Source organism: Caballeronia sp. SEWSISQ10-4 2 (assembly GCF_030464885.1).
Lineage (GTDB): Bacteria > Pseudomonadota > Gammaproteobacteria > Burkholderiales > Burkholderiaceae > Caballeronia.
In genome coordinates, this window is sequence record NZ_JALPRJ010000028.1 from 1 (window position 1) to 25,628 (window position 25,628).

The 25,628-nt window shown below is 60.5% G+C and carries 25 protein-coding genes and 1 pseudogene; 14 read left to right on the forward strand and 12 right to left on the reverse strand.

Going from position 1 to position 25,628, the window contains the following annotated elements:
• Window positions 1-170: 170 nt before the first annotated feature.
• The 6 genes from M0D69_RS19745 to M0D69_RS19770 form a co-directional block, all read right to left on the reverse strand.
• The gene (locus M0D69_RS19745; RefSeq protein WP_301783629.1) at window positions 171-494 is read right to left on the reverse strand and encodes a DUF4286 family protein; all 324 of its coding nucleotides are present in this window, start codon (window positions 492-494) and stop codon (window positions 171-173) included.
• Entirely contained in the window at window positions 491-937 is a 447-nt protein-coding gene (locus M0D69_RS19750) for a MaoC/PaaZ C-terminal domain-containing protein (protein WP_301783630.1), read from the reverse strand. Before M0D69_RS19750 ends, M0D69_RS19745 begins: the two co-directional genes overlap by 4 nt.
• The gene (locus M0D69_RS19755) at window positions 930-1,370 is read right to left on the reverse strand and encodes a MaoC/PaaZ C-terminal domain-containing protein (RefSeq protein WP_301783631.1); all 441 of its coding nucleotides are present in this window, start codon (window positions 1,368-1,370) and stop codon (window positions 930-932) included. The genes M0D69_RS19750 and M0D69_RS19755 overlap by 8 nt, the downstream gene beginning before the upstream one ends.
• 37 nt (window positions 1,371-1,407) lie before the next feature.
• On the reverse strand, window positions 1,408-2,571 hold the full coding sequence (locus M0D69_RS19760; protein ID WP_301783632.1) for an acyl-CoA dehydrogenase family protein: 1,164 nt from the start codon (window positions 2,569-2,571) through the stop codon (window positions 1,408-1,410).
• Between the two features lie 38 nt (window positions 2,572-2,609).
• Window positions 2,610-3,818 carry a CaiB/BaiF CoA-transferase family protein gene (locus M0D69_RS19765; protein ID WP_301783633.1) on the reverse strand — a complete coding sequence of 403 codons (1,209 nt, stop codon included), beginning with the start codon at window positions 3,816-3,818 and terminating at the stop codon, window positions 2,610-2,612.
• A gap of 158 nt (window positions 3,819-3,976) precedes the next feature.
• Window positions 3,977-4,942, reverse strand: a complete 966-nt coding sequence (locus M0D69_RS19770; protein ID WP_301783634.1) for a LysR substrate-binding domain-containing protein — start codon at window positions 4,940-4,942, stop codon at window positions 3,977-3,979.
• Between the two features lie 320 nt (window positions 4,943-5,262).
• Between M0D69_RS19770 and M0D69_RS19775 the strand changes: the two genes are divergently transcribed.
• From M0D69_RS19775 to M0D69_RS19795, 5 genes are all read left to right on the forward strand, one after another.
• Window positions 5,263-6,111, forward strand: a complete 849-nt coding sequence (locus tag M0D69_RS19775) for an ABC transporter substrate-binding protein (protein WP_301783635.1) — start codon at window positions 5,263-5,265, stop codon at window positions 6,109-6,111.
• Between the two features lie 16 nt (window positions 6,112-6,127).
• Window positions 6,128-6,805 carry an amino acid ABC transporter permease gene (locus M0D69_RS19780; RefSeq protein ID WP_301783636.1) on the forward strand — a complete coding sequence of 226 codons (678 nt, stop codon included), beginning with the start codon at window positions 6,128-6,130 and terminating at the stop codon, window positions 6,803-6,805.
• 65 nt (window positions 6,806-6,870) lie between these two features.
• Window positions 6,871-7,824: a dihydrodipicolinate synthase family protein gene (locus M0D69_RS19785; protein WP_301783637.1), complete on the forward strand. Its 954-nt coding sequence runs from the start codon at window positions 6,871-6,873 to the stop codon at window positions 7,822-7,824.
• Window positions 7,817-8,563 (forward strand): amino acid ABC transporter ATP-binding protein, encoded by a 747-nt coding sequence (locus M0D69_RS19790; RefSeq protein ID WP_301783638.1) that lies wholly within the window; start codon window positions 7,817-7,819, stop codon window positions 8,561-8,563. The genes M0D69_RS19785 and M0D69_RS19790 overlap by 8 nt, the downstream gene beginning before the upstream one ends.
• Window positions 8,564-8,663: 100 nt before the next feature.
• Window positions 8,664-9,089 (forward strand): hypothetical protein, encoded by a 426-nt coding sequence (locus M0D69_RS19795; protein ID WP_301783639.1) that lies wholly within the window; start codon window positions 8,664-8,666, stop codon window positions 9,087-9,089.
• Between the two features lie 45 nt (window positions 9,090-9,134).
• Here M0D69_RS19795 and norR read toward each other — a convergent pair whose 3' ends face one another.
• Window positions 9,135-10,715, reverse strand: a complete 1,581-nt coding sequence (gene norR / locus M0D69_RS19800) for a nitric oxide reductase transcriptional regulator NorR (RefSeq protein ID WP_301783640.1) — start codon at window positions 10,713-10,715, stop codon at window positions 9,135-9,137.
• A gap of 132 nt (window positions 10,716-10,847) precedes the next feature.
• Here norR and hmpA point away from each other — a divergent pair, with 132 nt between their 5' ends.
• Window positions 10,848-12,029: an NO-inducible flavohemoprotein gene (gene hmpA / locus M0D69_RS19805; protein ID WP_301783641.1), complete on the forward strand. Its 1,182-nt coding sequence runs from the start codon at window positions 10,848-10,850 to the stop codon at window positions 12,027-12,029.
• 44 nt (window positions 12,030-12,073) lie between these two features.
• Here hmpA and M0D69_RS19810 read toward each other — a convergent pair whose 3' ends face one another.
• The 3 genes from M0D69_RS19810 to M0D69_RS19820 form a co-directional block, all read right to left on the reverse strand.
• Window positions 12,074-13,885: a chloride channel protein gene (locus M0D69_RS19810; protein ID WP_301783642.1), complete on the reverse strand. Its 1,812-nt coding sequence runs from the start codon at window positions 13,883-13,885 to the stop codon at window positions 12,074-12,076.
• 184 nt (window positions 13,886-14,069) lie between these two features.
• Complete coding sequence (locus tag M0D69_RS19815) at window positions 14,070-15,209, reverse strand: HPP family protein (protein WP_301783643.1); 1,140 nt, start codon at window positions 15,207-15,209, stop codon at window positions 14,070-14,072.
• A gap of 704 nt (window positions 15,210-15,913) precedes the next feature.
• Entirely contained in the window at window positions 15,914-16,111 is a 198-nt protein-coding gene (locus tag M0D69_RS19820) for a hypothetical protein (protein WP_301783644.1), read from the reverse strand.
• Between the two features lie 370 nt (window positions 16,112-16,481).
• Between M0D69_RS19820 and M0D69_RS19825 the strand changes: the two genes are divergently transcribed.
• The 7 genes and pseudogenes from M0D69_RS19825 (at window position 16,482) to M0D69_RS19855 (ending at window position 22,907) form a co-directional block, all read left to right on the forward strand.
• Entirely contained in the window at window positions 16,482-17,015 is a 534-nt protein-coding gene (locus M0D69_RS19825; RefSeq protein WP_301783645.1) for a DUF4142 domain-containing protein, read from the forward strand.
• Between the two features lie 70 nt (window positions 17,016-17,085).
• Window positions 17,086-17,385 (forward strand): cupredoxin family copper-binding protein, encoded by a 300-nt coding sequence (locus tag M0D69_RS19830; protein WP_301783646.1) that lies wholly within the window; start codon window positions 17,086-17,088, stop codon window positions 17,383-17,385.
• A gap of 20 nt (window positions 17,386-17,405) precedes the next feature.
• Window positions 17,406-18,133, forward strand: a pseudogene (locus M0D69_RS19835) (RNA polymerase sigma factor).
• 1,089 nt (window positions 18,134-19,222) lie between these two features.
• Window positions 19,223-19,948, forward strand: a complete 726-nt coding sequence (locus M0D69_RS19840; protein ID WP_301783647.1) for a type IV pili methyl-accepting chemotaxis transducer N-terminal domain-containing protein — start codon at window positions 19,223-19,225, stop codon at window positions 19,946-19,948.
• A 23-nt stretch (window positions 19,949-19,971) separates the two neighbouring features.
• Complete coding sequence (locus M0D69_RS19845; protein WP_301783648.1) at window positions 19,972-21,372, forward strand: MFS transporter; 1,401 nt, start codon at window positions 19,972-19,974, stop codon at window positions 21,370-21,372.
• 972 nt (window positions 21,373-22,344) lie between these two features.
• Window positions 22,345-22,617: a hypothetical protein gene (locus tag M0D69_RS19850; RefSeq protein ID WP_301783649.1), complete on the forward strand. Its 273-nt coding sequence runs from the start codon at window positions 22,345-22,347 to the stop codon at window positions 22,615-22,617.
• 35 nt (window positions 22,618-22,652) lie between these two features.
• Window positions 22,653-22,907 carry a hypothetical protein gene (locus M0D69_RS19855; protein ID WP_301783650.1) on the forward strand — a complete coding sequence of 85 codons (255 nt, stop codon included), beginning with the start codon at window positions 22,653-22,655 and terminating at the stop codon, window positions 22,905-22,907.
• 83 nt (window positions 22,908-22,990) lie between these two features.
• Here the strand turns inward: M0D69_RS19855 and M0D69_RS19860 are convergent, their stop codons facing one another.
• Window positions 22,991-23,656 carry a TetR/AcrR family transcriptional regulator gene (locus M0D69_RS19860; protein ID WP_301783651.1) on the reverse strand — a complete coding sequence of 222 codons (666 nt, stop codon included), beginning with the start codon at window positions 23,654-23,656 and terminating at the stop codon, window positions 22,991-22,993.
• Between the two features lie 155 nt (window positions 23,657-23,811).
• Here M0D69_RS19860 and M0D69_RS19865 point away from each other — a divergent pair, with 155 nt between their 5' ends.
• The gene (locus M0D69_RS19865; RefSeq protein ID WP_301783652.1) at window positions 23,812-25,053 is read left to right on the forward strand and encodes an NADH:flavin oxidoreductase/NADH oxidase family protein; all 1,242 of its coding nucleotides are present in this window, start codon (window positions 23,812-23,814) and stop codon (window positions 25,051-25,053) included.
• Between the two features lie 143 nt (window positions 25,054-25,196).
• Here the strand turns inward: M0D69_RS19865 and M0D69_RS19870 are convergent, their stop codons facing one another.
• Window positions 25,197-25,544 carry a hypothetical protein gene (locus tag M0D69_RS19870; protein ID WP_301783653.1) on the reverse strand — a complete coding sequence of 116 codons (348 nt, stop codon included), beginning with the start codon at window positions 25,542-25,544 and terminating at the stop codon, window positions 25,197-25,199.
• Window positions 25,545-25,628: the final 84 nt, after the last annotated feature.

Genomic DNA, 25,628 nt, shown 5'->3' on the forward strand with positions numbered 1-25,628 from the left:
TTTGCTTCTGTTTCTTTTTCGCCGTTGGAAAAAGAAATGAAGTGCCGCCACGCACTGTGGCTAATAGTGATAAATAGAATAACTAACATATAACGACCACGGGCCTGAGCAGCAGCAACCCGGCACTGACCCCGACCACCGATCCTTTTGGTCAATTTCCCAAGAGCACCTCAGAGCGGAGCGAGCCGCAGACGCATAAAATTGCTCACGTGCGGCTCGAACTCCATGAAGCCCTTGACGGACAGGAACTCGGGGGTGTCGTACACCCAGTCGCCGGCGATGGTATAGACGGCCGCGTAGCGCGGACCATCGTCGATCGCGACGTAGCGGCTTCCCGACAGCCAGCCCGGACACGCAAGAATGGCGGGCAGGTGGACTTCGTCATACCAGCGATTGAAGGCCGCATCGAACCCGGGCGCCACGTCGATCCTGACAATATGAATGTACGGACCCTGTGTATTGGCGGGAAGGCGGCCGGCCGGAAATTGCATCATGATGCGGCTGCCGCTGCAGGCTTCACGCGCGGAAATTTCAGTGTGGCCTCGGCCTTCAGCACTTCCGCGCCCGCTTCGTTCGCAGCGCTTGCTTGCCAGACGGCCGTCCGGGTGGCGGCGTCCAACGCGGCGATCCAGACACGAAAGCGCAGCGTATCGCCATAAAACACGGGGCCGGTGAACCAGAACCGGTCCTCGATCGACACGCCCAGCGTGCCGGCGAGTTCCGCCGTCAACACGCTCGTGCAGATGCCGGCCACGAGAATGCCCGGCGCCAGCCGCTGTCCGAAACGCGTCCCGCGTGCGTAACCTTCGTCGATATGCACCGGTCCAAAGTCCCCCGTGGCCGCGATATAAAGCGCGCCGTCAGCTTCGGTGATGGTCTTGCAAATGCTCACTTCATCGCCGACAGACAGGCTGTCGAACGGCTTGATGTCATACATGACCCGGCTCCTCGCGCGAGCTGCTCAGCGGCGTAATGAGCGGCACGAGCGTGGCATGGCCACGGATGACGCAAGCCTCGCCGTCGACCTTGCATGTCACTTCAAGGCGGCTTGACTGCGCGTTTGCATCGAGCACGCGAACGGCCGCCTCGATCGTGCTGCCCACCGTGACGGGCGCATCGAACGTCAGGTCAAGCGCACCGATGCGCCACGCCGGCCCGGCGATCCGGTTCAGGCACGAGGTGGCGAGCGACGCCACCGCAAGTTCGAAGCTGAGCATGTTGTCGAAGCCCGCGGCGCGTGCGGCGCACACGTCGACGTGCATCGGAGCAAGGTTGCCGCTGATGCCGGTGAACAGCGCCTGCTCGGCGACGGTCATGGTCTTTCGGAACGACAGGGTTGCACCAGGCTGCAGTGTGGTTTCGGTTTGCATGGGATACGCCGGGGAAAAGGGAACTAAGGTTTCAGCGTTACAGCGTGAGGCCACGCTTGATCACGCTGCGGGCAATGAGCATGCGGTGGATCTCGGAGGTGCCGTCGTAGATGCGCGTCACGCGACTGTCGCGGTAGATCCGTTCAAGTGGCATTTCCTTTGTGAAACCCATGCCGCCAAAGACCTGGATGCCGCGATCGGCAACCCGGCCGATCATCTCGGACGCATAGACCTTGACCATCGAGACCTTGTCGCGCACGTCGTTGCCCTGATCCAGTTCCCATGCCGTGTTAAGCACCATCATGCGGGTCGCGAAGATCTCGGTGGCGGAGTCGGCGATCATCTGCTGGACCATCTGGAATTCACCGATCGGCTGCCCAAATTGCTCGCGCTGCGCCGCGTGATTGCGCATCAGTTCGAGCACCCGCTGAGCCATTCCGCAAGCACGTGCGCCGATGTGCGCAAGACGTATCGATGCAACGCTTTCCATGATGAGGCGAAATCCCCCGCCGACCCCGCCAAGAACGTTGTCGCGAGGAATCCGGCAGTTCTCGAACACGAGTTCGGCGTGCCCGTAGCCGCGGTGGCCCATCATCGGCTGCTTGCCGGTCACGTGAAAACCGGGCGTACCTTTGTCGACGAGGAACAGCGTGATGCCGCCCTTGGCGCGCTTCTCCTTGTCTGTGAGCGCCATCACGATCACATAGTCGGCGATGTCCCCGTCGCTGATGAAGTGCTTGCGGCCATCGAGCACCCACTCGTCGCCGTCGAGACGCGCTGCGGTGGAAATGGAGGCGGCGTCCGAACCGGCGCCGGGTTCCGTGATCGCCATCGCGCAGATTTTCTCGCCGCGCACGGTCGGCAGCAGGTAGGCGTCGCGTTGAGGCCCTTCGCAGGCCATCAGCATGGGATAGACCTGGCCGAAGATGCGCCGGATCAGGGCGTCGGAGGTCTTGCCAAGTTCCTCTTCCACAAGGCACATGTCGACGTTGGAGAGGCCGCCGCCGCCGACCGGCTCCGGCATGTTCATGGCGAAGAGCCCGAGCGACTGCGCCTTGTCGCGAACGATGCGCAGCTTGTCGGCGGGAATCATGCCCGTCGTCTCGGTTTCAGCTTCGAGCGGCTGGACTTCCTGGGTCACGAACTTGCGGACGGTGTCGGCCAGCAAGCGGCTTTCTGACGGAATGGAGAAATCAATCATGGTTGTTAGTTGTCGAGACCAGACGATAAGAAGCGCACTTACGGCGCGGACGCGGCGTGAGGAGCGAGCACCACGCCCGCGTCCGCGAGCGCCCGGATCTCGCTGTCCGCATACCCGAGTTCGGCGAGGATCTCGGCCGTTTGTGCACCCAGCGGTTGTGGCACGAGCGTGAGGCCGGGCGCTTCACCATCGTAGCGAGCCGGGTGCATGACGAGGGTGACAGGCTTGCCGTCGGCGCCTTCAACCGTCTTGAACGACTCGAGGTGCCTGAGTTGAGGATCTTCGGGCAGGTCTTCGTAGTCCTGCACCGGCGCGTGCCACACGTCGTGATCGCGCAAGCGCCTGAGCCATTCGGCGGTGCCCTGTTCGCGCAGTCGCTGCGAAACGAGACTGTTGATCTCCTCGCGATGGCTGAACGATGTGTTGTCCGCATACGCATCGAGTGCCGGGAGCTCCAGCGCCCGCGCGAGCGCCCGGGGTGTCGCGATGGCGATGGCGAGATAACCGTCCGCCGTTGCATGGATGCCGTAGGCGCCCGGACTGAACCAGCTTGCCATCCCGTCCGGCCCGCGTGGCGAAACACTGCGCGCCCCGTTGAGCCATGCCGTGAGGGATTCGGTTTGCAGATCGATTGCGGCCTGCAACAGACTCACTTCCACAAGCCGGCCGGCCCCCGTGCGTTCGCGATTGAACAGCGCGGCAAGGATGCTCATCACACAAAGAGCGGCCGCGTGCTGGTCCACTACCACGGGGCCGACTGGCGTCGGTGGACCGTCGGCGCGGCCGGTGCGGGCGGCAAGCCCCGAGAGCGCTTGTATCAGCAGGTCCTGCCCCGGCTTCGCCGCGTAGGGGCCGGAACCGCCATAGCCGCTTGCGCTGGCGTAGACAACTCGAGGATTGGCAGCGCGCACCTGTTCGTAGCCCAGGCCAAGGCGGGTCATGGCGCCGGGCCGGAAGTTCTCCATCACGACGTCGGCGTCACGCACCAGCCGTTGCGTCAGCGCCTGGCCTTCGGGGCTCTTCATGTTGACGGCAAGGCTGCGTTTGTTGCGTCCCGTGGTGAGCAGATTCACGCTCTGGGTGCCGACGAAGTGATCGGCAATCGCCCAGTTGCGATGAAAAGCGCCGTCGAGCGGCTCTACCGCGATGACGTCTGCGCCGAGGTCCGCCAACATCTGGGCGGCCATCGGGCCCGCGTGGAAATGGTTGAAGCTGATGACACGGACACCATCGAGAAGTTTGAGCATGACCATTCCGGACAATTAGAGGCTTTGCGTTTGGACCCTTGATTGAAGGGTTTTTCGCGACGCCTGGAATTGACTTCAGAATAGCAACCGGAACCTGCTCGCCGATCGTGCCGGACTATTAAATGCGTGCCGGTGACTATAAGCCCCGGTCATGAACGCTACGACGTTTCCCTCGTGCGATGGCGCACGGTGCTCACGGCAGTCACTGCACGATGCGCGTTGACGACCTCGCGAGCGTGCGTCACGAAGCTCTGCGTGAGCCGCTGGCGCGGACGGTCCTTCGGCAGCAGCGCACACAGCGTGATCGGCAGGCGCGGACTGAAGGGCCGGACCACGAGCGAGTTTGCCGGTTCGGACAGCGCCGAGAACTCGTCGACCACCGCGACACCCAGCCCTTCGCTGACGAGCCGGCACGCCACATTCGAGAAGCGTACTTCGATGTCGGGAACGAACAGGTCACCCGCCGCTTCAAATGCACGCTCGACGATCAAGCCCAGCGGACTGCGCGCCGGAGCACCGATCAGCCTTCTGCCGCGCAGGTCGGCGGGGGTGACCACGTCGAGCGCCTGAATGGCGTCTCCGGGCGGCGCCGCGCACATGACCTGGAATTCGGCAAGCAACTCGTTGACGAGCCCGGGGCGCGACGGCGGCATCATCGACAAACCGACGTCCGCCATGCCTGAATCGAGACTTTCGAGCATGGCGTCCATGCGCATCGTCTCCAGATGGATCTTCACGCGCGGATGATCGACGGAAAACCGCGCAAGAATCTTCGGTACGAGCCATTCCGAGAGTTCGGCCGTGGCGAATACGCGGATCACGCCCGCGCGTCCCGTGCGCAGGTCCCAGGCTTTCTGCTGGATCGCCTGGTGAACCAGGAACAGCGGCTCCGCGTCGTCGAACAGCATCTTGGCTTCGGAGGTCGGGATCAACCGGTTGCTGATCCGGTCGAACAGCGCGAAACCGAGTTTTGCTTCCGCAAGACGGATCGCGTTGCTGACGGCCGGCTGCGACATGCCTAGTTCTTCGGCCGCTCCTGTCGTGGTGCGATAGCGCATCACGGCGCGCAGCACTTCAAGCTGGCGCAGGTTGATCAGTACGCGCGCGGAACCACCCCCGGTCATCAAATTTCCCGTATGAATTTTGGCCGGTGCGCACCGTTGCGCACGCGGGCCCTCATGTTAAGCCGCCATATTGAAAGCAGGGCGTGGCCAAAATTATGTCGATATCGCGCGACAACGCCGGGCGGATTCCCGCAAGAACCTTGAGGCGCGCGGGTCTAGCGCAAAAAGAGGTGCGCTTATAACAGCGGCTTATAGTCGGGCACTTTTTTTTCACTGGCGCGTCTGGCTTGGCGGCCTTTAATGTTTCGCTAGCGAGACCGGAAATCTCTCGGCCGCTCACTATTCCACGAAGCCTGGATTCCACGAAGCCTGGAGAAGTCATGTTTTCACGCCGCATTTGGACGACGTTGGCAAGCGTCCTGACGTCCTGCACGGTCTTGCTGCCGGTCGCGAATCCAGCCTATGCATGCACATCAGCGATTCCGGCCGACCAGCTGGTGAGTCCTGGCCGTCTTGCGTTGTCGACGAACCCGACTTTGCCGCCCCTTCAGTATGTTGACAGCGATGGCCAGTTGAAGGGCATGAATATCGAGCTGGGCCACGAGCTTGCGAAGCGATTGTGTGTCGAGGTGGACTTCATGCGCATGGATTTTCCCGCGATGATCCCGGCCCTGAAAGCAGGCCGCTTCGACGGTATCGATACAGGCATGTTCTGGACCGAGGAGCGTTCGCGCATGATGTACACCGTGCCCTACGCGGTGTCGACTATCGACGTGGTGGTCAGTCCCGACAGCAAGCTCCAGCTCGCCGACGTACGCGCATTGCGCGGGCATTCGATCGGCGTCGAAGCGGATTCTTACCAGGAGCGCTGGTTGCGCGAGCGGGCGAAGGAAAGTGCAGGCGAGGGCGGCAAACCCATCGAGATACATGCGTTCACGACCGCAAGCGATGTGATGGCCGCCCTGCGCGCAGGGCAGCTCGAGATGGCGGTCTTGCCGAGCTATGCGGCGGCGGCCATCGTCAAGCGCAATCAGGCACGCATGGCTTTGACCGGACAGGGCAATACGCAGACCACACTCGCATTCCGGCAGCGCGCAGTGGCTGAATCGGTCGCCCGTGCGCTGGACGGCATGCTGGCCGACGGCAGCTATGCGAAGCTGCTCGATGGCTACGGCATGACGAAGCTGCCGGATGCGCACATCTCGGTGCGCGGCACCGGTCCCGTGTGAGCGGGTGCCGAATCCGATGACTCTGTTCAACCTCCAGGACTTCTTCGGCTATCTCTCCAACGGCTTCCTGCTGCGCGGAGTCGCGGTCACGCTCGGGTTGACGGTCGCGACCGTCATCGGTGGGATGCTGTTCGGCATGCTCGTCGCCTTGATGCGGATGTCGGGCAAGAAACCCTTGGCCGGCGCGGCGCAGTTCTATATCTGGTTTTTCCGCGGCACGCCGCTCCTGATCCAGCTCGTGATCGTGTACACCGGGCTGCCGCAACTCGGACTGCGCCTGAACGTAGTCGAGTCGTCCCTGCTCGCGCTCATTCTCAACGAGGCGGCCTATCTCGCGGAGATCATCCGCAGCGGTTTCATGGGTGTGCCGCGCGGACAATACGAGGCCGCCGAAGCGCTCGGATTGCCGAAGTGGCTCGTGATGTGGAAGGTCACGCTGCCGCAGGCATTCAGGTTGATGATCCCGTCGCTCGGCAACTCGATCAACGGGCTGCTGAAATCGACGTCGATTACCTCCGTGATCTCGATGGAAGAGCTCATGCGGCGCAGCCAGATGCTGATGCAGGAAAAATTCGAAGTGCTCGAGGTGTTCGGCGCGGCGGCGGTGTTTTACCTCGTCATGACGACCGGCTGGAGCCTGATTCAGCGTCGGCTGGAAAAGCACTTTGGCGCGGCTCACGAACAGAACCGTTGAATCCCGACATACCGGAGCCGCGACGCCCGGCACATCCGGGCGCCCTCATCAGGATAAGCAATTCGATGAAACCTTGTTCCCTTACCGACGTGGTAGTCGCAACCGTGCTGCCCTTCAACGAGGCGCAGCAAATCGACTGGCCGAGCTATGAACGCGTGCTGCGTTATTGCGGACAAGCCGATGGCGTTTCCGCCGTGTTCGTCAACGGGCACGCCGGCGAGGGCGGCGCGCTCAGCACCTCTGAGCGGGTCGACGTACTGCGCTTCACGCGCGAGACACTGGGCTCGCAGCGGACACTGGTGGCCGGGATTATTGCTCAGTCCACCCGTGAGGCGATTGCCGAGGCGACGTCCGCCGAAACCGCGGGTGCGGACATGCTGACACTGTTCCCGCCCGCGACGTTCGCCGGCGCAAGCACTGCGATGGTCCTGGCTTACGTTCGCGCGATCAGTGAGGCCGTTTCGCTGCCGCTCGCGATCTTCCAGTATCCGCTTGCGTCCGGCTTCGGGTATTCGACGAGCACGCTCCTCGAACTCGCGGCCGTTCCTTCCGTCGTGGCGATCAAGGAAGGCAGCGACTCGATGCGCGCCTATGAAGAAAACTGGCACGCGATCAAGGGTGCGCGCGCCGAAGTGCAGGTGCTCGCATCGAATTTCGACTGGTTTCTTGCGCAACTTGCGGTAGGCAGCGACGGCATCCTCTCCGGGCTCGCGAGTCTCGTCCCGCATCAACTCGTCGAACTATGGCGAGCGAGCAAGAACAACGACCTGCCGGCCATGCGAACAGCGAGCGCTCGCATGCTCCCGCTGGTGCGAGCGATCTACGCAGCACCTCGCAACGAAATGTATGCACGTATCAAGGTGGCGCTCCAGATGATGAACGTGATCGATTGCGCGAAGTCGCGCGAACCCTTCGAGCCCGTCGGGACAGCAACGCAAGACGCGATCCGGGAAGCGCTCATCCAGATCGGACTGATCGACGGCGCAGCGGGCAATGCAAGGGGCCACGTCCATGAATGACACTCGTCGGGACTTGATGCTCGAATTCCGTGGCGTCCATACGTGGTACGGCGCATACCACGCACTGGACGATATCAACTTCGAAGTGGCGCGCGGTGAACGCATCGTGATTTGCGGCCCCTCGGGCTCTGGCAAGTCGACACTGATCCGGTGCGTCAACCGGCTCGAGAAACATCAGCAGGGACAGGTGATAGTCGACGGCATCGAGCTGACTTCGAGTACGCAGGACCTCGCGAAGATCCGCAGCGAAGTGGGCATGGTATTCCAGCAATTCAACCTGTTCCCGCACCTGAGCGTGATGGACAACCTGATCCTCGCACCCATGTGGATCCGCACGCTCTCCAGGCGCGATGCAACCGAACTCGCCATGCATTTCCTCGAACGGGTCCGGATTCCGGAGCACGCGCACAAGTATCCGGGGCAACTGTCGGGCGGACAGCAACAGCGTGTGGCCATAGCGCGCGCGTTGTGCATGAAACCACGCCTGATGCTCTTCGATGAACCCACGTCCTCGCTCGACCCCGAGATGATCAAGGAAGTGCTCGACGTGATGACCGGTCTCGCTCAGGACGGCATGACGATGCTCTGTGTAACGCATGAAATGGGCTTCGCGCGGACCGTGGCGGACAGGATCGTTTTCATGGATGCGGGAAAGATCGCCGAAGTGGCGCCGCCCGAAGAGTTCTTCACACGGCCCCGATGCGCCCGCGCGCAGGCTTTCCTGCAGCAAGTGACCTGATCGCGCGCGTGCATGAGTGCATGGATGCGTGCACTTGCCGACTCCTTGGCGCCGTCACTCGACGGTGGCTTTCTCCTTGTATCCCGATGGTGCCCTTCACATGCCATATCTGGAAATACTCGCTCGAAACCCGCGGCTGGACCAGGACAACTACGCAGCCGATACCCGTGCTTTGCGCGATGAACGTTCCGCTCTTGCCCGCGATATGACCGCAGCGGTGGTGTCGGCGTTCAGCGTCCTTGCGGCTACCGTCACGCTCTTTTTCATACCGCTGAACGAAGAGTCCTACGCGCACGAGGGCGAGCTGGCGGCAGATATGCCAAGCGATGATCCGCGACGTCAACGTATCTTTGTGAAGGTGCATGCCTATGCGCGGTCGATCGACCAGCGTCGTGCGCTCGCAGTTGCGCTTACTCCCTTGCTCGCGTGCTATTACGGCGCATCGCCCGACAAGGTCGCTATTTATTTCATCGACCGGACCTTCGACGAAGTCGCACATGGCGGCCAGATGGCAGCCGATAGTTGACAGTCCGTCGGCAACCGGCGGTTTCATCCGGTATAGATGCAAACGCTATTTCAGGCCCAGGCGCCTGGCCAGCCTGTTAAGATTCGCTCGATCCATATTCAGTGCGCGTGCCGCCGACGCCCAGTTTTGGTTGTGGCGAGCTAGTGTGTTGAGTACCAGGGTTCGCTCGAAAGACGTAACGGAGCTGCGGAAATCCTTGTCTGCCAGGTCTGCCAGGTCTGGCAAGGTGGCATTTGACAACTCGACAGTCTCGTCCGGGCCACCGTCGTCGAGGCTGAGATCTTTGGCAGTCAGCGTCAGGATCCGCGGGCGTTCGGTATGCGCCGCGAGCGCCTTCAGCGAGCTTCGTCCGATCAGGTGCTCCAGTTCACGCACGTTTCCAGGCCATCCATACTCGAGCAGCGCAGTCTGCGCGTCAGAAGCGAGACGAAGGCTTGACAGTCCCAGGCGCGAGCGATTCTCCTCCAGGAAATTACCGGCCAGCAACAGCACGTCGCGACCTCGTTCGCGTAACGGCGGCACATGCAACGGGTACACACTCAACCGATGGTAAAAGTCCGCCCGCAGGCGCCCGGCCCGCACCTCGTCAGCGAGATCGCGATTGGTAGCGGCGATCAGGCGGACATCGACATTGTGTTCACTGTCGGATCCGATCCGCTGAAGCTGGCCGTTCTGCAGGACCCGAAGTAATTTTGCTTGTACCGTGAGAGAGAGTTCACCGACTTCATCGAGGAAAATGGTGCCTCCATCGGCCAACTCGAATTTCCCCCGCCGATCCGACGCCGCGCCCGAGAACGCTCCGCGTACATGCCCGAACAGCTCGCTTTCGGCCAAGGTGTCAGGCAACGCCGCGCAGTTGAGACTGATCAGCGCTTTGTTTGCCCGTGCAGAAGACGCGTGGATCGCATTGGCTACGAGTTCCTTGCCGACGCCTGTCTCGCCGGTGATCAGCACGGTCAGATCGCTGCCAGCTACAACCGCAATTTCCTCCATCAGCCGTTTGTGCTGCTTGCTGCGGCCAATCATCGTGCGGTGATTTTGGTTGCCGGCCTGACGGTATGCGTCCGCGCGTCGCCGCGCTTCCTCGCCAACACGGGCGAGGTATTCAATTCGCTCGGCGACACTGACTGTCGCCGCAGCAAGACTCAGAAACGCCTCCAGTGAAGCCATGTCGATGCTGTCGAAGCGCGCCGGATCGAGGGAATCGAGGGTCAGCAGACCCCACGGCCGCCCGCCGATGAGAAGTGGACAACCCAGGCAATCATGCACTTCGAGTTGTCCCGAAAGGCCTTGCACGAGTCCGTCGTAGGGATCCGGCAGGTTTGAATCCGAGGCGAAGCGCGTTGGCGTCGGTCGTGCCAGCAACTGCGCGAATCGCGGATGCTCGGCAACCCGAAAACGCCGTCCGAGCGTATCGGTGCTCAGCCCGTCTATGGCGAGCGGCACCAGCGTTTCGCCTTCGAGTCGCAAAAGCGCCGTTGCATCGGCGGGGAACAGGGTGCGCATGCTTTGCAACAGGCGACGATATCGCTCCAGGTCGCTCAGTTCGCGAGACAAATCCTGCACCAGCGGAATCAGTGCATCAAGTAATGACTTTGGAGTCAGTTTGACTTCTTTAAGAGTCATTTGGACTGCGTCAGTTTGACCATGAAGGTATGTAAATATTTGATTTCATTGGTATATAGCCTTGGCATGAATCGTGGATAGTACAGGCCGCTTCTCAATTGTTGAAGCTTGCTGGCTTTTTAAGGATCTCACATGCTTTCTGTTGAACATCGCGCCATTGTCAAAGCTACCGTCCCGCTTCTCGAGAGCGGCGGCGAAGCGTTGACCACCCACTTTTACGACTTGCTCATCAGCGAGCATCCTGAAGTGCGCCCGTACTTCAACCAGGCGCATCAAGCGAGCGGCGCTCAACCGCGCGCTCTCGCGAACGGCGTATTAATGTACGCGCGGCATATCGACCAGCTTGAGCAACTTGGAGGCCTTGTCTCCCAGATCGTCAATAAGCACGTAGCGCTCAACATTCTGCCCGAGCACTTTCCGATTGTCGGCGGCTGCCTGATCAGATCCATTCGCGAAGTACTCGGCGCGGAGATCGCCACCGATGCTGTAATCGAAGCCTGGACCGCGGCATATGGCCAGCTTGCCGATCTTTTGATGAGTTGTGAAGAAAAGCTGTATGTCGAAAAAGAGCAATCGCCGGGGGGATGGCGCGGTACGAGGTTGTTCCGCGTCGCGCGCAAGGTCAGGGAAAGTGACGAGATCACGTCGTTCTATCTGCGCCCCGATGACGGCGGCGAACTGCTCGCGTTCCAGCCGGGACAGTACATCGGAATCAGGCTTTTCATCGATGGTGAGGAGGTGCGCCGCAACTATTCGCTGTCGGCGGCGGCGAACGGCCGCGAATACCGGATCAGCGTGAAGCGCGAGCCTGACGGCAAGGTTTCGAATCACCTGCATTCCAATCTCCACGAGAATGACGCGATTGAACTGCTTGCACCCGCGGGCGATTTCAAGCTCGAACCCGGTAGCAAACCGCTGGTGCTGATCAGCGGCGGTGTTGGCATCACACCGACGCTCGCGATGCTGGAAGCTGCTTCGGGCACAAAGCGCCCCGTGCATTTCATTCATGCGGCGCGGCACGGCGGGGTGCATGCGTTCCGGGATGCGGTGAATGCGTATGCCGAGCGACACCCCCAGATCAAGCACTTCTATTGTTATGCGGAAGAGCGAGGGGAGGATTCGCCCGCGCACGGAATCGGTTACCTGGATGAAGTGCGCCTCGCGGAATGGCTACCGGAAACGCGCGATGTCGACGCGTATTTCCTCGGGCCAATTGCGTTCATGAGAGCGGTGAAGCGTCATTTGAAAGCCCTCGGCGTGCCTGAAACGCAGACACGCTTCGAATTTTTTGGGCCAGCGGCAGCGCTCGAATAGCAGATTGATAGAAGGTCAATTCGAGCCACCAAGTGTCGGGTGGCTTACGGGCGCTCCCGCATTGCGTCGTTTTTGTGTCTGTTCACCGGTGCAAACCGTTTCTTCAGGTGGTGCAGGGGCGAGCGCCGGAACATCTCGCGCCGCTCCTCCTCCTCGAAGAAGGCGAGCGACGGCTTGACCAGGTCGCTACGGCTGATCAAGCCCACCAGACGACGTGACTGCGCGTCCGACACCACCGGCAAGCGCTCGAGCCCGTGCACCGCCAGCCGGTTGGACACGATCCGGCAGGTTTCCCCGGGCAAGGCCATGATCGGTGTGTTTGCGCCGAACAGGTCACTCATTACCTGGATGGCTGGATTGCCGGTTCGCGCAATCAATCCCTCACGCTCGATCATTCCTACCAGAGCGCCGCCCCGTGTTACTGGAAACGCACGATGTATTTGCCTTTCGCCAAAATACTTCGCCAGCACATCAGCGACCGGCACATCTGCATCGATCGTCTCGACCTTGCGCGTCATCACCTCCTCGACGAAATGGCGTTCGAGCGGGTCGATGCCGTACTCCCGGTAGATGTGATAACCGCGGCGTGCGATCTTCTCGGTAAGGATGGAGCGCCGCATCAGCAGCACCGTGAATCCGTATGCGACAGCCGAAGCCATGAGCAGGGGCAACAGTACATTGGCGTCGTGGGTGAGTTCGAATGCGAACACCGTCGCCATGATGGGTGCGCGCATCATCCCGCCAAGCGTCGCCGCCATGAATACCAGTGGCCACACCGCCGGCTCACCGCCAGGCAGGTAGGGCCCGACGATCGTTCCCATGGCCGCACCCATCATCAGCAGCGGAGCGAGTACGCCTCCGGATGTCCCCGAACCGAGGGCGATGACCCACATGATCGCCTTCACCAGTATCAAGCCGGCCACGACGCTGACGGCAAGATGGTTATGCAGCAAATCGCCTATGACGTCGTAGCCTACGCCGAGCGCGCGCGGCTCGAAATATCCGCCGATGCCCACGGCAATGCCGCCAAGCGCCGGCCACCACATCCAGTGAATCGGCAACTTGCCGAAGAGGTCCTCGACCTTGTATAGCGCCGATGACAGGCCCCAGGACATGGCGCCCGCCATGAGACCCGCAACCAGACATGAAATGAGGCCGAGCGGACCCAGTGCGATGGTTTGCAACGGGAAGAGCGGACCGCTGCCGATCAGAAGAGGGCGCGTGAAACCGGCCACCGCGCACGCGACGGCAACGGGCAGCAGGCTACGCGGGCGCAGTTCGAACAGCAACAGCTCGACCGCGAGCAGGACTGCCGCGACAGGCGTACCGAAAACCGCCGTCATCCCGGCTACGGCGCCGGCGACGAGCAGCGTCTTGCGTTCGCCAGCGGTCAGGTGGAAATATTGTGCGAGCAGCGAGCCCAGTGCGCCGCCTGTCATGATGATTGGCCCTTCCGCACCGAACGGGCCACCACTGCCGATGGCGATCGCGGAGGAAAGGGGCTTGAGCACGGCGACCTTTGGCGACATCTTGCTCTTGCCGAACAGGATGGCTTCGATCGCTTCGGGAATACCGTGTCCACGAATGGCTTCGCTGCCATAGCGTGCGATCAGCCCGATTACCAGACCGCCGATCACGGGAATCACGATCACCCAAAGACCGAGGGTATTTTCCGCGGGCGAGCGACTGTCGAATGACAGGGACTGGAAGAAGAAAAGGTTGGTGAAAAAACTGATCAGGTGGAGCAGGACATAGGCCGTGACCGTGCTCAACGCGCCGATCACTATCGCGATGGCCGTGATGCGCAACAGATGAGCATTCGCTGCAAAATCACCTCGTGAAGCGTTTTCGTGCACCTTAACTCCTCATCAATTCAGATTTATTTGTTGCGTCGGCTGATGGAACGGCGTGACCTGGCTGCAATGCGCAACGGAGGCGGGCGGTGTCAGCGCGCACCGGTCTAAATATATCATGTTGTGATATATTCGGAAGGATCCTGCGTGCCGCCTTCACGATCTCGTCCGTGCGGCACGTTCAAATCTAGGCGTGCGTCTGCCGGTAGAGGCCGAGTATCAGGTCTGCCTGGGTGATCATGCCGGCGAGTTTGTCCTGCGTATCGAGTACCGGAATATGGTGATGGCCATAAGCGGCGAATATCGGCACGAGCTTGGCGATCGACGTGGTGACGCTGACGGTGGACACGTCGGTCGTCATGATGGACGCTACCGTCGGCGCTGAATCGGGGCCGGCGAACCATCGTTCGATGATTGTCGCCAGCGCCCGAAGCTTTCCGGCCGCCATGTTTCTCGCGATGTCGGCCTGAGTGACGATCCCGATCACGAACGAGCGGTCGTCAATGACAGGAAGCGCCTTGATGCCATGACGCTGGAGTATGGCGGCGGCTATTGCCACCGTCGTGCCGGATGTGATCGAAACGACGGGGCTGGACATGATGTCCGCGCAGTTCAATCCGCTGAAGCTGCGTACGTACGATTGCAGCTGTATTTCCAGCAGCAGCGATTCGAGATCCGCCGGGTCGATGTCCAGCAATTCGTTGCGACGACCGAGTACCGCCTCGAGGTCTTCCCGTGTGAATCCAGGGCTGGCCGCTGGCGAACGGACGCCTGTTTCCTTCGCCGAGTGCGCCGCATGAGGGTAACGGTGTCCAGTCGCTGCGTGAAACACGATCGCGACCCCCAACAGCGCAAACGACTGCACCGCTATCGGCGCAAAGACGAAGCCGAATCCGAGAGCATGCACGGCCGGCCCACCGAGCACGGCAGTGAGCGCGACTGCGCCCGAGGGAGGATGCACGCATCTGAACGCAAACATCGCGCCAATTGACATGGCCACTGCAATCGGCGCGGCGTCGATCGGGTTCGTGATCCAGGTTGCGCACGCCACACCGATGACCGCGGAAACTATATTGCCGCCGATGATCGACCAGGGTTGGGCGAGCGGGCTCGCGGGAACCGCAAACAGCAGCACTGCGGAGGCGCCCATTGGCGCAACCAGAAGCGGGATGAGCGCGGTGTCGCCCAGCAAGACATGCGTCACGCCTGCGGTGAAGGATATGCCGAGCAGTGCGCCGAGACACGACCTGAATCGTTCAGGCCAACCAAGCGTGACCGGTGAAGGGGAGAAGCTGAAAAGCCAGCGCGCGAGAGCGGATCGGACCATAAGCCTGGAAGATATTGTGCGCGGGCGACGTTACATGGAACGTCATCACCGTCAGGCAGCGTCTCCTGCCAAACGCATCGTAGAAATATATGTGATTATGACATATATCAAGATATCGCCTGAGCCGATTCCTGGCGGATATGGCAGCCGAGGTGTGAGCCAAGTTATCGTCCGATATTGCAGCAAACTGAATATCGCCGTATCTTCAACGGTCTTGCGCGGACACTAGCAAGCGTGACTTTCACGGTAAAGCGAAGGAGGGGTCGGTCATGTGGCTTGCGGGCGATGGCCGCAGAAGCCCGTGGAGAAAGTACTTCGTTCTCCTGTTTGGAATCAACACTGGGTTCGGGCGAGCAAGGAGCGCCGGCAGAGCGAAAGGCGTACTCGTCTCAATTGATCGCCCACAGCGACCGGCAAGCGTCGTCATTAGCGACGGTTTCGCATCACGTCCCAACAGTGCCGATGATCCATTTGCCTGAGCCGTCGCTGCCGGACCCATTCACGACGATAGTGGCCAATGACTAGCAGCGAAGCGACAGCCAGCCCGAATGAACCCACGATAATCCCCGTCCACAAGTCACTCACGAAAGACTCCTTTCCATTGCGGAATCCGATCAGGCTTTCGGGACGGCATTCGATCAGACACGGATCGAATCACACATCGCGCCTGGATCGGGCGGCAGACCGTGTTACGCGAGTGTCATTCATCGGACTCGCGCAGCAGCCTTTAGAACCGAGTGACCATTGATGGTGATAAGCGGCCGCGGTTGCCCGGACGTGAGCCTTTCCAGTGTAATGAGCTGGCGTTCAAGAAGGGCTTCCAGATCCGCATGGTCCAGGTCGATCTGATCCGGCGCGTCCTGGAGCAGCATCAGGGTTGCAAATTCATGAGGACTCAGCATTGTCGTCTCCTATGTAATAGGTGCTTCATTCGCTGGGAACTTGACTTGCGCCGCTAGCCGATTTACCGGACGGATTGCGGATGCGAGGCGATCATCTTAATGCGCTCTCTGCCAAATGATCAATATGTGGGATAAATTTTTCGTGGTGATTTTCGTGTGATGTTTGCTTCTGGTGTCGCGCCAGATATCAAATATATCCACGACAAAGCGCCTCACGCTTAGCCGATGGTCGCACAGGCTGCCCGGCGTTCGTATGCGACCGCGCGGCTGGGAACAGGGCTCAGACACGCGACATCTAAGTACATAACCGCGGTCAACACAAACCGACGCGGATTGGCCAGCCGGCCCCGTCACCGTCAAGAAAGATCATATGAAAGCCATTAGCGCAGCATTGTTCAGCGCACTTGCGCTCGCCAGTTTCCCGGGCTGGGCGCAGGGCACTGGACCCACAGATCCGCAGATCGCAGTGATCGTCGTGACCGCCAATCAAGTCGATATCGATGCCGGCAAGCTTGCGGAATCAAAGACGAAGTCGGCTGACGTCAAGGCGTTCGCGCAGCGCATGATCACTGACCATAGCGGCGTCAACCGGGCGGCCGTCGACCTGGTGCACAAGCTAGGTGTGACGCCACAGGAAAGCCCGACCAGCCAGAGCCTCAAACAAGGCGGCGATGACAATCTGACCAAGCTCAAGGCGCTTGGCGGCACGAAGTTCGACCGGGCGTACATCGACCATGAGGTGGCCTACCATCAAAGCGTTCTGAGTGCGCTCGACAAGACGCTGATCCCGAGCGCCCAGAACGGGGAACTGAAAGCGCTTCTCGTCAAGGTGCGGCCGGCTTTTGTCGCACACCTCGAGCACGCAAAGCACATACAGGCGGAACTGGGGACAAGCGGTGCATGATTTCTTGCCCGATGCCGCCGGCCGCCTTCGTGGCAACCTCCGTCGGCGCGCATCCGGGTTTGACTTGGGTGTGATTGCATCTCTCGTTCTTGCGTTGTCTGGCGCGGCCGAAGCCTCACCCACGACATACACGGTCGTGATCGAGCAGATGCGCTTCAATCCACCGGCTCTGACTGTGCGGCGCGGCGATCACGTGAGATGGGTTAACAAGGATCCGTTTCCTCACACCGCGAGCGCAAACTCGAAGGCATTCGATTCGCGCAGCATCGCACCGGACGCATCCTGGACTTATGTTGCTGGCCAGCCAGGCAATTATCCGTACCGCTGCGGCTTTCACCCGACGATGGGTGGGACACTGACCGTCCAATGAGCCAGGCTAAAGGGGATTCCGTGACGCAAACAGCTGAAACATATTCAGTGTCGATCGCGGGCGACGAACTGAAGCTTGCGCGCGGCGCATTGCCGCGGGGGATCGCACGGCGTTCGAGTTGTTGATGCGCACATACAACCGGCGCCTGTATCGGCTCGCGCGGGCCACGCTGGGCAACGACACGGAGGCGGAGGACGCGCTGCAGGAAGCTCATCTGTCGGCCTACAAGAGGATCAGTCAGTTCCGCGGCGACGCCGCTCTCCTGACGTGGTTATCGCGGCTGGTCCTCAATGAATGCTTCGGCCGCTTGCGAAAGGAGGCCCGTCGCCAGAATGTGATCCCGATGGTTCATTTGAACACCCTCGCCGATACTGACATCGATGCCATGACTGCAAACGACTCCGACCCGCCAGACAAGGCTGCAGCACGCGCCGAGATGCGTGCGCTGCTCGAGCGCAAACTGGACCAGTTGCCAGAAGTCTTTCGCACGGTATTCGTTCTGCGCTCAGTCGAGGAACTTAGTATCGTGGAGACCGCGCAGTGCCTCCATATTTCCGAAGCAACCGTTCGCACCAGGCATTTTCGCGCAAGGAGTTTGCTGCGTGAATCGTTGGCGCAAGCGATCGATCTTGCCGAGCGCGATGTGTTCGAGTTTGGCGGCGCTCACTGTAACCGCGTGGTTGCGAACGTACTGAGGCGTTTGACGGATGAAGATCGCCGGGGCAGCGACGGGCATGAACCGCCTTGACCGGACGTTGCCTTCACGGGCAATCGGGCAATATCGCCCTGCGTTGGGGGATCTGTGAGCAAGACTATCCCTTGTCCGACGCGCAAGTGGGCAGTCCGGATCCGCCACATCTGGATAGTCTTCGGGATTGTAGTGCTGGTGGTGAATTCAAGCGCACAGACAATTGCGATCAGGGGGGTGTCCGGTACCTACGGGCAGAACTGCGGGGGACAACGCGGCAACGCAACACCCGATCTCGAGACCCAATGCAACGGGCGAGACACGTGCGAATATCGCATTGACAGGAGAACGGTTGGGGACCCCGCTGCGGGTTGCCCGAAGGACTTTATTGCAGAGTGGCGCTGCGGCGAAACCGAGGTCCATATCGCTATGCTCAGCCCCGAGGTTGGGCCAGACGACACACTTGTGCTGAGCTGTGTCGGCCAGACGGGCGCTGGAAAATAAATGCCGCAGGCCTCGCCGGGATCGTCAAGGCTTGGGTCCCGCAGTAGTGGAATGGCTGCCGCGAATTTCCGCGCAGCGTGGTCCGACGTCCCCGCGCTCCTTCGCGCTCCTCCGTAATCCTCAGGCAGACTGTGGCGCTGCAAGCGTGGGTCGACGCCGCGCACAGTCATAGTGCAATGCATCATTGCATCGCACCAACTCAGGTCGCAAATCCGTGTTCAGCCGCGAGCGACAAACCATCGCCTGCGGTGCGATGAACCTATCGGCTTTTATCAAATTCGACGATCAGGCGATACGTCGTTGAATCGCCGAGCCCCACGGGACGGACTAAAAGCCGATTGGCACAACGTTGGAGCGTGCCCAAGAGACTACTGATGATCCGCGTCATGCGGATTTGGCACGGCTATTGCATTGGTTCGGACCGGGGCCAACGGAGGCCTCAGCGTATTGAATCCTCTCCGGCCACTCGTGTTGAGCGGCCTGCAGGGACAACGGCGTCCCGAGTGTCAACTGTGCGACCGAGTAATCGGGGCATGGTTGACGCTCGGGGCGCTTTTTTTTTGCGCGCTCGATCAACCATTGCGAACCTCGTCCTGGTTCACCTTTTGCGATCGGGTCAACGGTCTCGGGATATCGGCCTTACCCATGAAACAGTGGACACACTCAAGTCGCGCAGAAGTCTCGGCGCAGACCATCGGACAGCTCATCAATCTGTCGGGGAGGCAACGCATGCTCTCGCAGCGCATCGTTCTGCATGTGCTGCTCGCATCATACGGCGATGACGCCGCACTGATAGTTGTCAAGGACTGCCTAGCCACGTTTGCGCAAACGCACGCCGACCTGGTGAGCGGCGATGGTCCGTTGACAGGCGTATTTTCGGACGCCCTGCGTCAGCTCTACTTCGGCAATCGACACGCAGACGAGAGCATCCAGCGATTTATCGCGCAAGCGAATCAAGCTGTGTCGTGTCTCGAGTCGGGCATGACGGACGGACGCGAGAAGACCGACGCGCTTGTTGTTCAGGCCACGCCGCTGCTCGAACTCCTGCAGGAAATCACGCTCGCCTATCAACAGGAGATGCGCAGCATCGAGACTGCGTCGCTCAAGCGTCAGAGCGACATTGCTGAGCAGCTCGGGCATATCTCCATGCAGGCCAACATCGTGGCCCTCAATGCGCGCATCGCAGCCGCGCGTGCGGGGCAATTCGGCCGGGAATTCGCGGTGATCACCACGGTACTCGCCGACATCATCAAGGAGATGGACCAGTTGATCCACAGCGTTGTCAACACGCGTAGCGCCAACGAGGCGCCGCCGCGAGGCAGCGTTCCCGCACAAGGTCGGCACGTCCGTGCCGATCGTGCTTTTCAATAGCCTTCGCCCCATGAGAGAGACCCATGAAAAACCTGCTGAATTCTCTATCGAGCGGTAACTGGCGCGCGTTGCTCGCGTGCTTCCTCTACTTCGATACCGGTTTCACCGTGTGGGTAATGTTCGGGCCGCTCGCGCCGTTCATCCACAAGGATATCGCGATGTCTCCCGCCGAACTGGGCTTCCTGGTTGCGGTTCCGGTGCTTGGTGCGGCCATCCTGCGAGTCACGCTCGGCAATCTGTACCAGGCTTACGACGGCCGGCGCGTCGCGTTGTTGGGTATCGCGCTGTCGGCTTTGCCTTCTGTCATCTTGCTGCTGTTGCCGTCTGTCCCGTCCTATACGCTGCTGCTCGTGCTCGGGGTGTTCCTCGGCGTGGGTGGTGCAAGCTTCGCCGTCGCGCTACCGATGGCCGGAAGCAACTATCCACCCAAGGTGCAGGGTCTCGTGCTCGGGCTAGCCGCCGCGGGCAATATCGGCGCGGTGCTGGACGGATTTATGTTCCCGGGCCTCGCAGAGCATTTCGGCTGGGCGAAAGCGACGGGCGCGGCGTTGCCGTTGCTAGCGTTGGCGGCTACAGCGCTGATCTTTTGGGCGAAGGATCTGGGATCCAAGTCGGGTAGTGCGCCGCAAGCTTTTCTCAGCTTCTGCATTACGCTTGTTGGTCTCGTCGCGCTCGTGCTCGCAGTGCATTCGGGCATTTTCGGCGCGGGCAAAACCGGCGTGTTGCTGCTTCCGGTACTGGGTGCGCTACTGGCCATCGCGGTATTGCCGAAGCATTACCGCAGCGTGCTGGTAGAAGGGGATACCTGGGTTGTGATGCTGGTCTATAGCATCACTTTCGGCGGCTTCGTCGGTATGTCGTCCTATGTGACTACGTTGCTGATTTCGCTGTATCAACTGCCGAAACTCGAAGCCGGTCTTTTCATGTCGCTGCTCGCATTCATCGGCGCGCTGGTGCGTCCGATCGGCGGTCTGATCGCAGACCGGATTTCCGGCGTGCGCGCGCTCGTCCTGCTGCTCGCCGCAATCTCCGCGTGCGACTTTACGTTCGCCGCGTGGATGCCGCCGCTGCCGGCCGGGATTGCACTGCTGGTGGCCACCTACATGTGCTTCGGGCTCGGCAACGGGGCGACCTTCCAGCTCGTGCCGCAACGCTGGAAGGGCAAGACCGGGCTGATGTCCGGCATCATTGGCGCAGCCGGCGGGATCGGAGGATTTTATCTGCCGGTTATCATGGGGATAGCTAAGGAAAGCACCGGTAGCTATCAGATGGGTTTCGCTACCTTCGGCGGGTTGTCGGCCATCGCGTTCGCGCTGGTGGTTTTGCATCGCACCCGCTGGTTGGAATGGGCGCTGCCCAAGGAGAGTCCAGTCGTTTCGGACGCGATGCAGCCTGCAGGTGTGCGTGTGGACAGCGGTGCCTGAGATGAATCGAGCGGGTGCGTTCGCTCGCTTCACGCTTGATGTGTGCGTCTCGCCCCCGTGGGCTTGCGGTTGCCTCTGTATGCCGGGGTTCATCGCGAAATTTGCGAGATGTCATGGCCATGCGACTGGTAAACGGCCAGTTGCATGGCCAGTAGGTCAAAGGGAGCATGCATTTGTATGTTGAAGAAGCTTCGAACCATGATAATCGGAAGTGATCCGGGCGGCAGTTTCCTGGGCCGTAAAAGTGCCGGCAAGGTCGGTCCGTCAAACTCCGGCTCGGATGACGACGGACTCCGGCGACATACGGCGGACCTCCGCCCCGCACGCCTGCGGGAAAGAAGGCAGCACAGACGTTCGCGGTGCCGCCTCGTTACTAACGCAGCGAGACGCGAGCAGGGGTGCGCTTAACACCTGGTGTGCGAAAGCTGAGGGGTGTTCGCATCGACGATGCCGCACACGCATCCGCGTCGGACACGAGGGAGTCGGTTTTGCTTTCGCCCGGTCGTTGCACATTTCGGCTACTCGATGTCGTCCACCTTTGGTATCGAAGACGACCTGGCGCTCTCGCCGAATAGCTTGTGCAGGCGGTAACGATCCCGAGGTATGCGGCAGGTCGCCGCCATCACTCACCTCTACGAGACAAGGCGCCGCACTCTTCGCAGGGTTCTTCAAAGAACGCCTGCCCGGGCTTAAGCGCTCTGGTGGACATTGACCGCATAGTGTTGGCAGGGTGGCGGGGACGTTGCCATTGCTGTCGAAAAGACACAGCTTGTCTTGTGCTGCCGATCGCTGATAGGCTGAGTCCGGCCACAAGGAGAGTCGAGAACGCCGTCCGGCTTCAGCATGGGAAACATCGCTTTCCCATGGTCGCTGAATAGCGTGTCGCCGGCTTCGTCAGCTTGTAGCCGTATGTGCCGCATTGACTGGTGATCGCGGTCATAATGAGATTCCTCGACGAGAAAGGAGACGGCCATGCATCAAGACATTGAAGTTGGCGACCACCTTCTGGCTATAAACGTCGAGCAAAAATGCGACCCCGCTGACGAAGCAAGAGTGATTGGTTTTAATGTCCGCGTGATCGTGACTCGCCATGATGGAACGCCGGTTCGAGGCTCGACACATGCGGAAGATTCCGGAGAATTGACCGGTGATCACGGGCCATACCCCACGATGGCGGATGCCATTGCTCACGGCGAGGCATGGGGTAGACACTTCGTCGCTCGCATACTGGGCGGGGCGGTCTGATTCCCGGTTCCGCGATCCTGATGTTGGAGGTGTCCATGTGGGAAAAAATAGACTACAAGGGATTTGAGATCTGGGTGCTGCCGATCCTCGCATACGGACCTCCGGCGCCAGATACCCCTTACCACTACAACGGGTATGTATGCCGTCCTGGCGCTGATCTGCATCATGCCGGGCAGCGCACGCAGTTTTATGAGCTTGGCGACGTCTTTCAGACCGAAGCAGAGGCTCTTGATGCGGCCTATCGCGCAGGGCGCGACATCGTCGATACATCGATCGCAACGGCTGAATAGTAGCGTCGATCCCGTGAGCGATTGAATCCGCCCCGCGCTTGCTTGCGATGAAGTCCGACCTTGAAAGCGGAGCCGCAACCACGCTAGAGCCGACCGGCTTCCATGAGGGCCAGCACCTGGATAGCCGCGTGGCGGGCACATGAGGCAATCTCATCGTCGCTGGCACTTGTCACGCCGAATAACGCATCGTCGAAAAGCGCGGCTTTAAGTAGTGCCGCGAAGGTTGCTGCAGCGCCGTACTTGTCTTTTACTTTCCAGCCTGTGACAGGCAGCCATCGGTCAAGATAGCTCGCGAATAGCGCATCGCGCGTACCCGTAATCTGTTCGCGATAACGGCGAGCGAGTTCGGGGAAGCGAGGGGCATCGCGGGTCACGACGCGATACAGGGCCAACTGCTCTTCCGAAAGCGCGTGCCGAAGATATTCGCTGCCCGCGATCGGCAACGCGACGGGCGGGGGGGCGCTGAACCAGTCAGGCTCGTCAGTCCCGGCGAGTCCAGTCGCGGAAACGGGCTGCGTGCCGGGCGTCGAGCAGGCCGCCTCCATCACCGCACTGAACAGATCGTCCTTGCTCTCGAAGTGGCGATATAGCGTCTTGATCGATACGCCAGCTTCCTCGGCAATGCGGTTGACCGAGCTTTCCGCATAGCCGTTCTCCAGGAAGGCCCGCAGCGCAGCGTCGACAATCATCGCTCGCTTGCGCGACATCAGTGCGGCCTTCGGGTTGTCATCCGACCAGGTCTTGACCATGTGTGTGTCCCTCTTTTATCTGCTTGACGGATGATACGACAGCGATCACTATACAACAAACGACAGCGACTACTGTCGTTTGTGCGCCTAGCCGCTCTTTGCCTTATCAGGGGAGGGTTTGGCCTTCATACAATTTTTTCCCGATGGACATTCAGATGAACAATTCCCTCTCGCAGCCGCTGCGGTTACCCGGTGGCGCGATCCTCGCAAACCGCCTGGCCAAAGCGGCCATGAGTGAAGGCATGGCCGATGCCAACAACCATTCAACGCCGCGCCTCGAGGCGTTGTATCGCCGCTGGGCGCGTTCTGGCGCCGGGCTGCTTCTTTCCGGCAATATCCAGGTCGATCGTTGGCACCTCGAACGCCCGGGCAACATCGTCATTGATGACGACAGCGGGCAGACGCAACTGGCGCGGCTCGCCGCAGCCGGAACGTCGGACGGCGCTCACTTTTGGGCACAGCTCAGTCATACTGGACGGCAGGTGCAAAGCGGGATCAACACTTCCCCGCTGGCACCGTCTTCTGTGGATATCGATGTAATGCGGGGCGCCGGCTTTTCATTTGCCACGCCGCGCGAAATGACCGAAGAGCAGATCCAGCAGGCCATCGGGCAGTTCGCCTTCGCCGCCGGGAAAGTTCGCGAGGCCGGTTTCACCGGTGTCTCGCTGCATGGGGCGCACGGCTACCTGATTTCGCAGTTCCTTAGCCCGCTTGCCAATAAGCGCACAGACCGCTGGGGAGGTTCGCTCGAAAACCGTTCCCGCTTCGTGCTTGAGGTGCTGGCTGCGGTTCGTTCTGCCGTTGGTCCCGACTTTCCCATCGCGCTCAAGCTCAATTCGTCGGATTTTCAGAAGGGTGGCTTCACCAATGCCGAGTGCATCGAACTGGTGAAGAAGCTCAACAATTCGACGCTCGATCTGCTGGAACTGTCGGGCGGCTCCCTTGAACAGCCGAAGATCGCCGGCCTCACGTTAATGGACGAAGGCGAAGACGCGCCACGCGAAAGTACCGTCAAGCGCGAAGCATTTTTCGTGGACTTCGCGGCGGCGGTTCGTGCGGCGGCGAAGATGCCGGTGATGGTGGTGGGTGGATTTCGCACGACGGCGGCCATGATCGAATCGCTGGAGCGCGGCGAACTGGACATCATCGGGCTCGGCCGCCCGATCATTGCCGATCCTGAGGTGCCGAAGCGCATTCTCTCAGGTGAAGTTGATCGTGCTCCCAGTCCCGAAGCCGCGTTGCATCCGTTTCATCTTTTGCCATGGAACAACATGCAACTCGAACGTCTGGCAGACGGTCTGGAGCCGGATCTGTCGCTGGATGGTACCGATGCCGTGGCGCAGTTCACTGAGCTCGAGACTCGCAACATGAGCGCACTGCTGCACCATCGGGCTTAAATCCGTGGTCTGATCTGGAACTACCGGTTTTCCGGATCGTCAAGAGAGTGAAACTTGCATCGTGTCCGTCGGCGGATTGCAGTATTGGCCGAACGCCACCTCGCATCGAGAGGCGTTCGGGGAGGCTACTCAGACAGACTCAATCAAGCGTGCTGCTCTTTGTATTCGACCAGCACTTCGCGGTATGGCTTGCTTCCTTCGTTGCGCGCTTTGTGCGTTGCAGGGACCTTGGCGCCCTTGCCGATATCGGACAGCACTTCCAGATACCCGTTCTCGCATTTGAGCGAGTAAATCGCGCCCGTTGGCACGTCGAAGATGCCGAGGTCCCCGCCGTTTTCGTCGAAGATATGCAAGGGCGCACCTTCGATTGCGTACCACATGTATGAAAGCGTGTGGGTATGTACTGGCGTTTCCTCGCCTGGAGCGAGAACGAAGTTCCATACAATGACCTTGTCATTCTCAAATACCTTTTCACTGCCGACGCCAGCCATGACTATCTCCTTGAGGTGTACGAATGTATGAGGTGTACGAATGGTGCGAGAGGCGTCCCGCATTGCAGCAACGCCATTCACGTT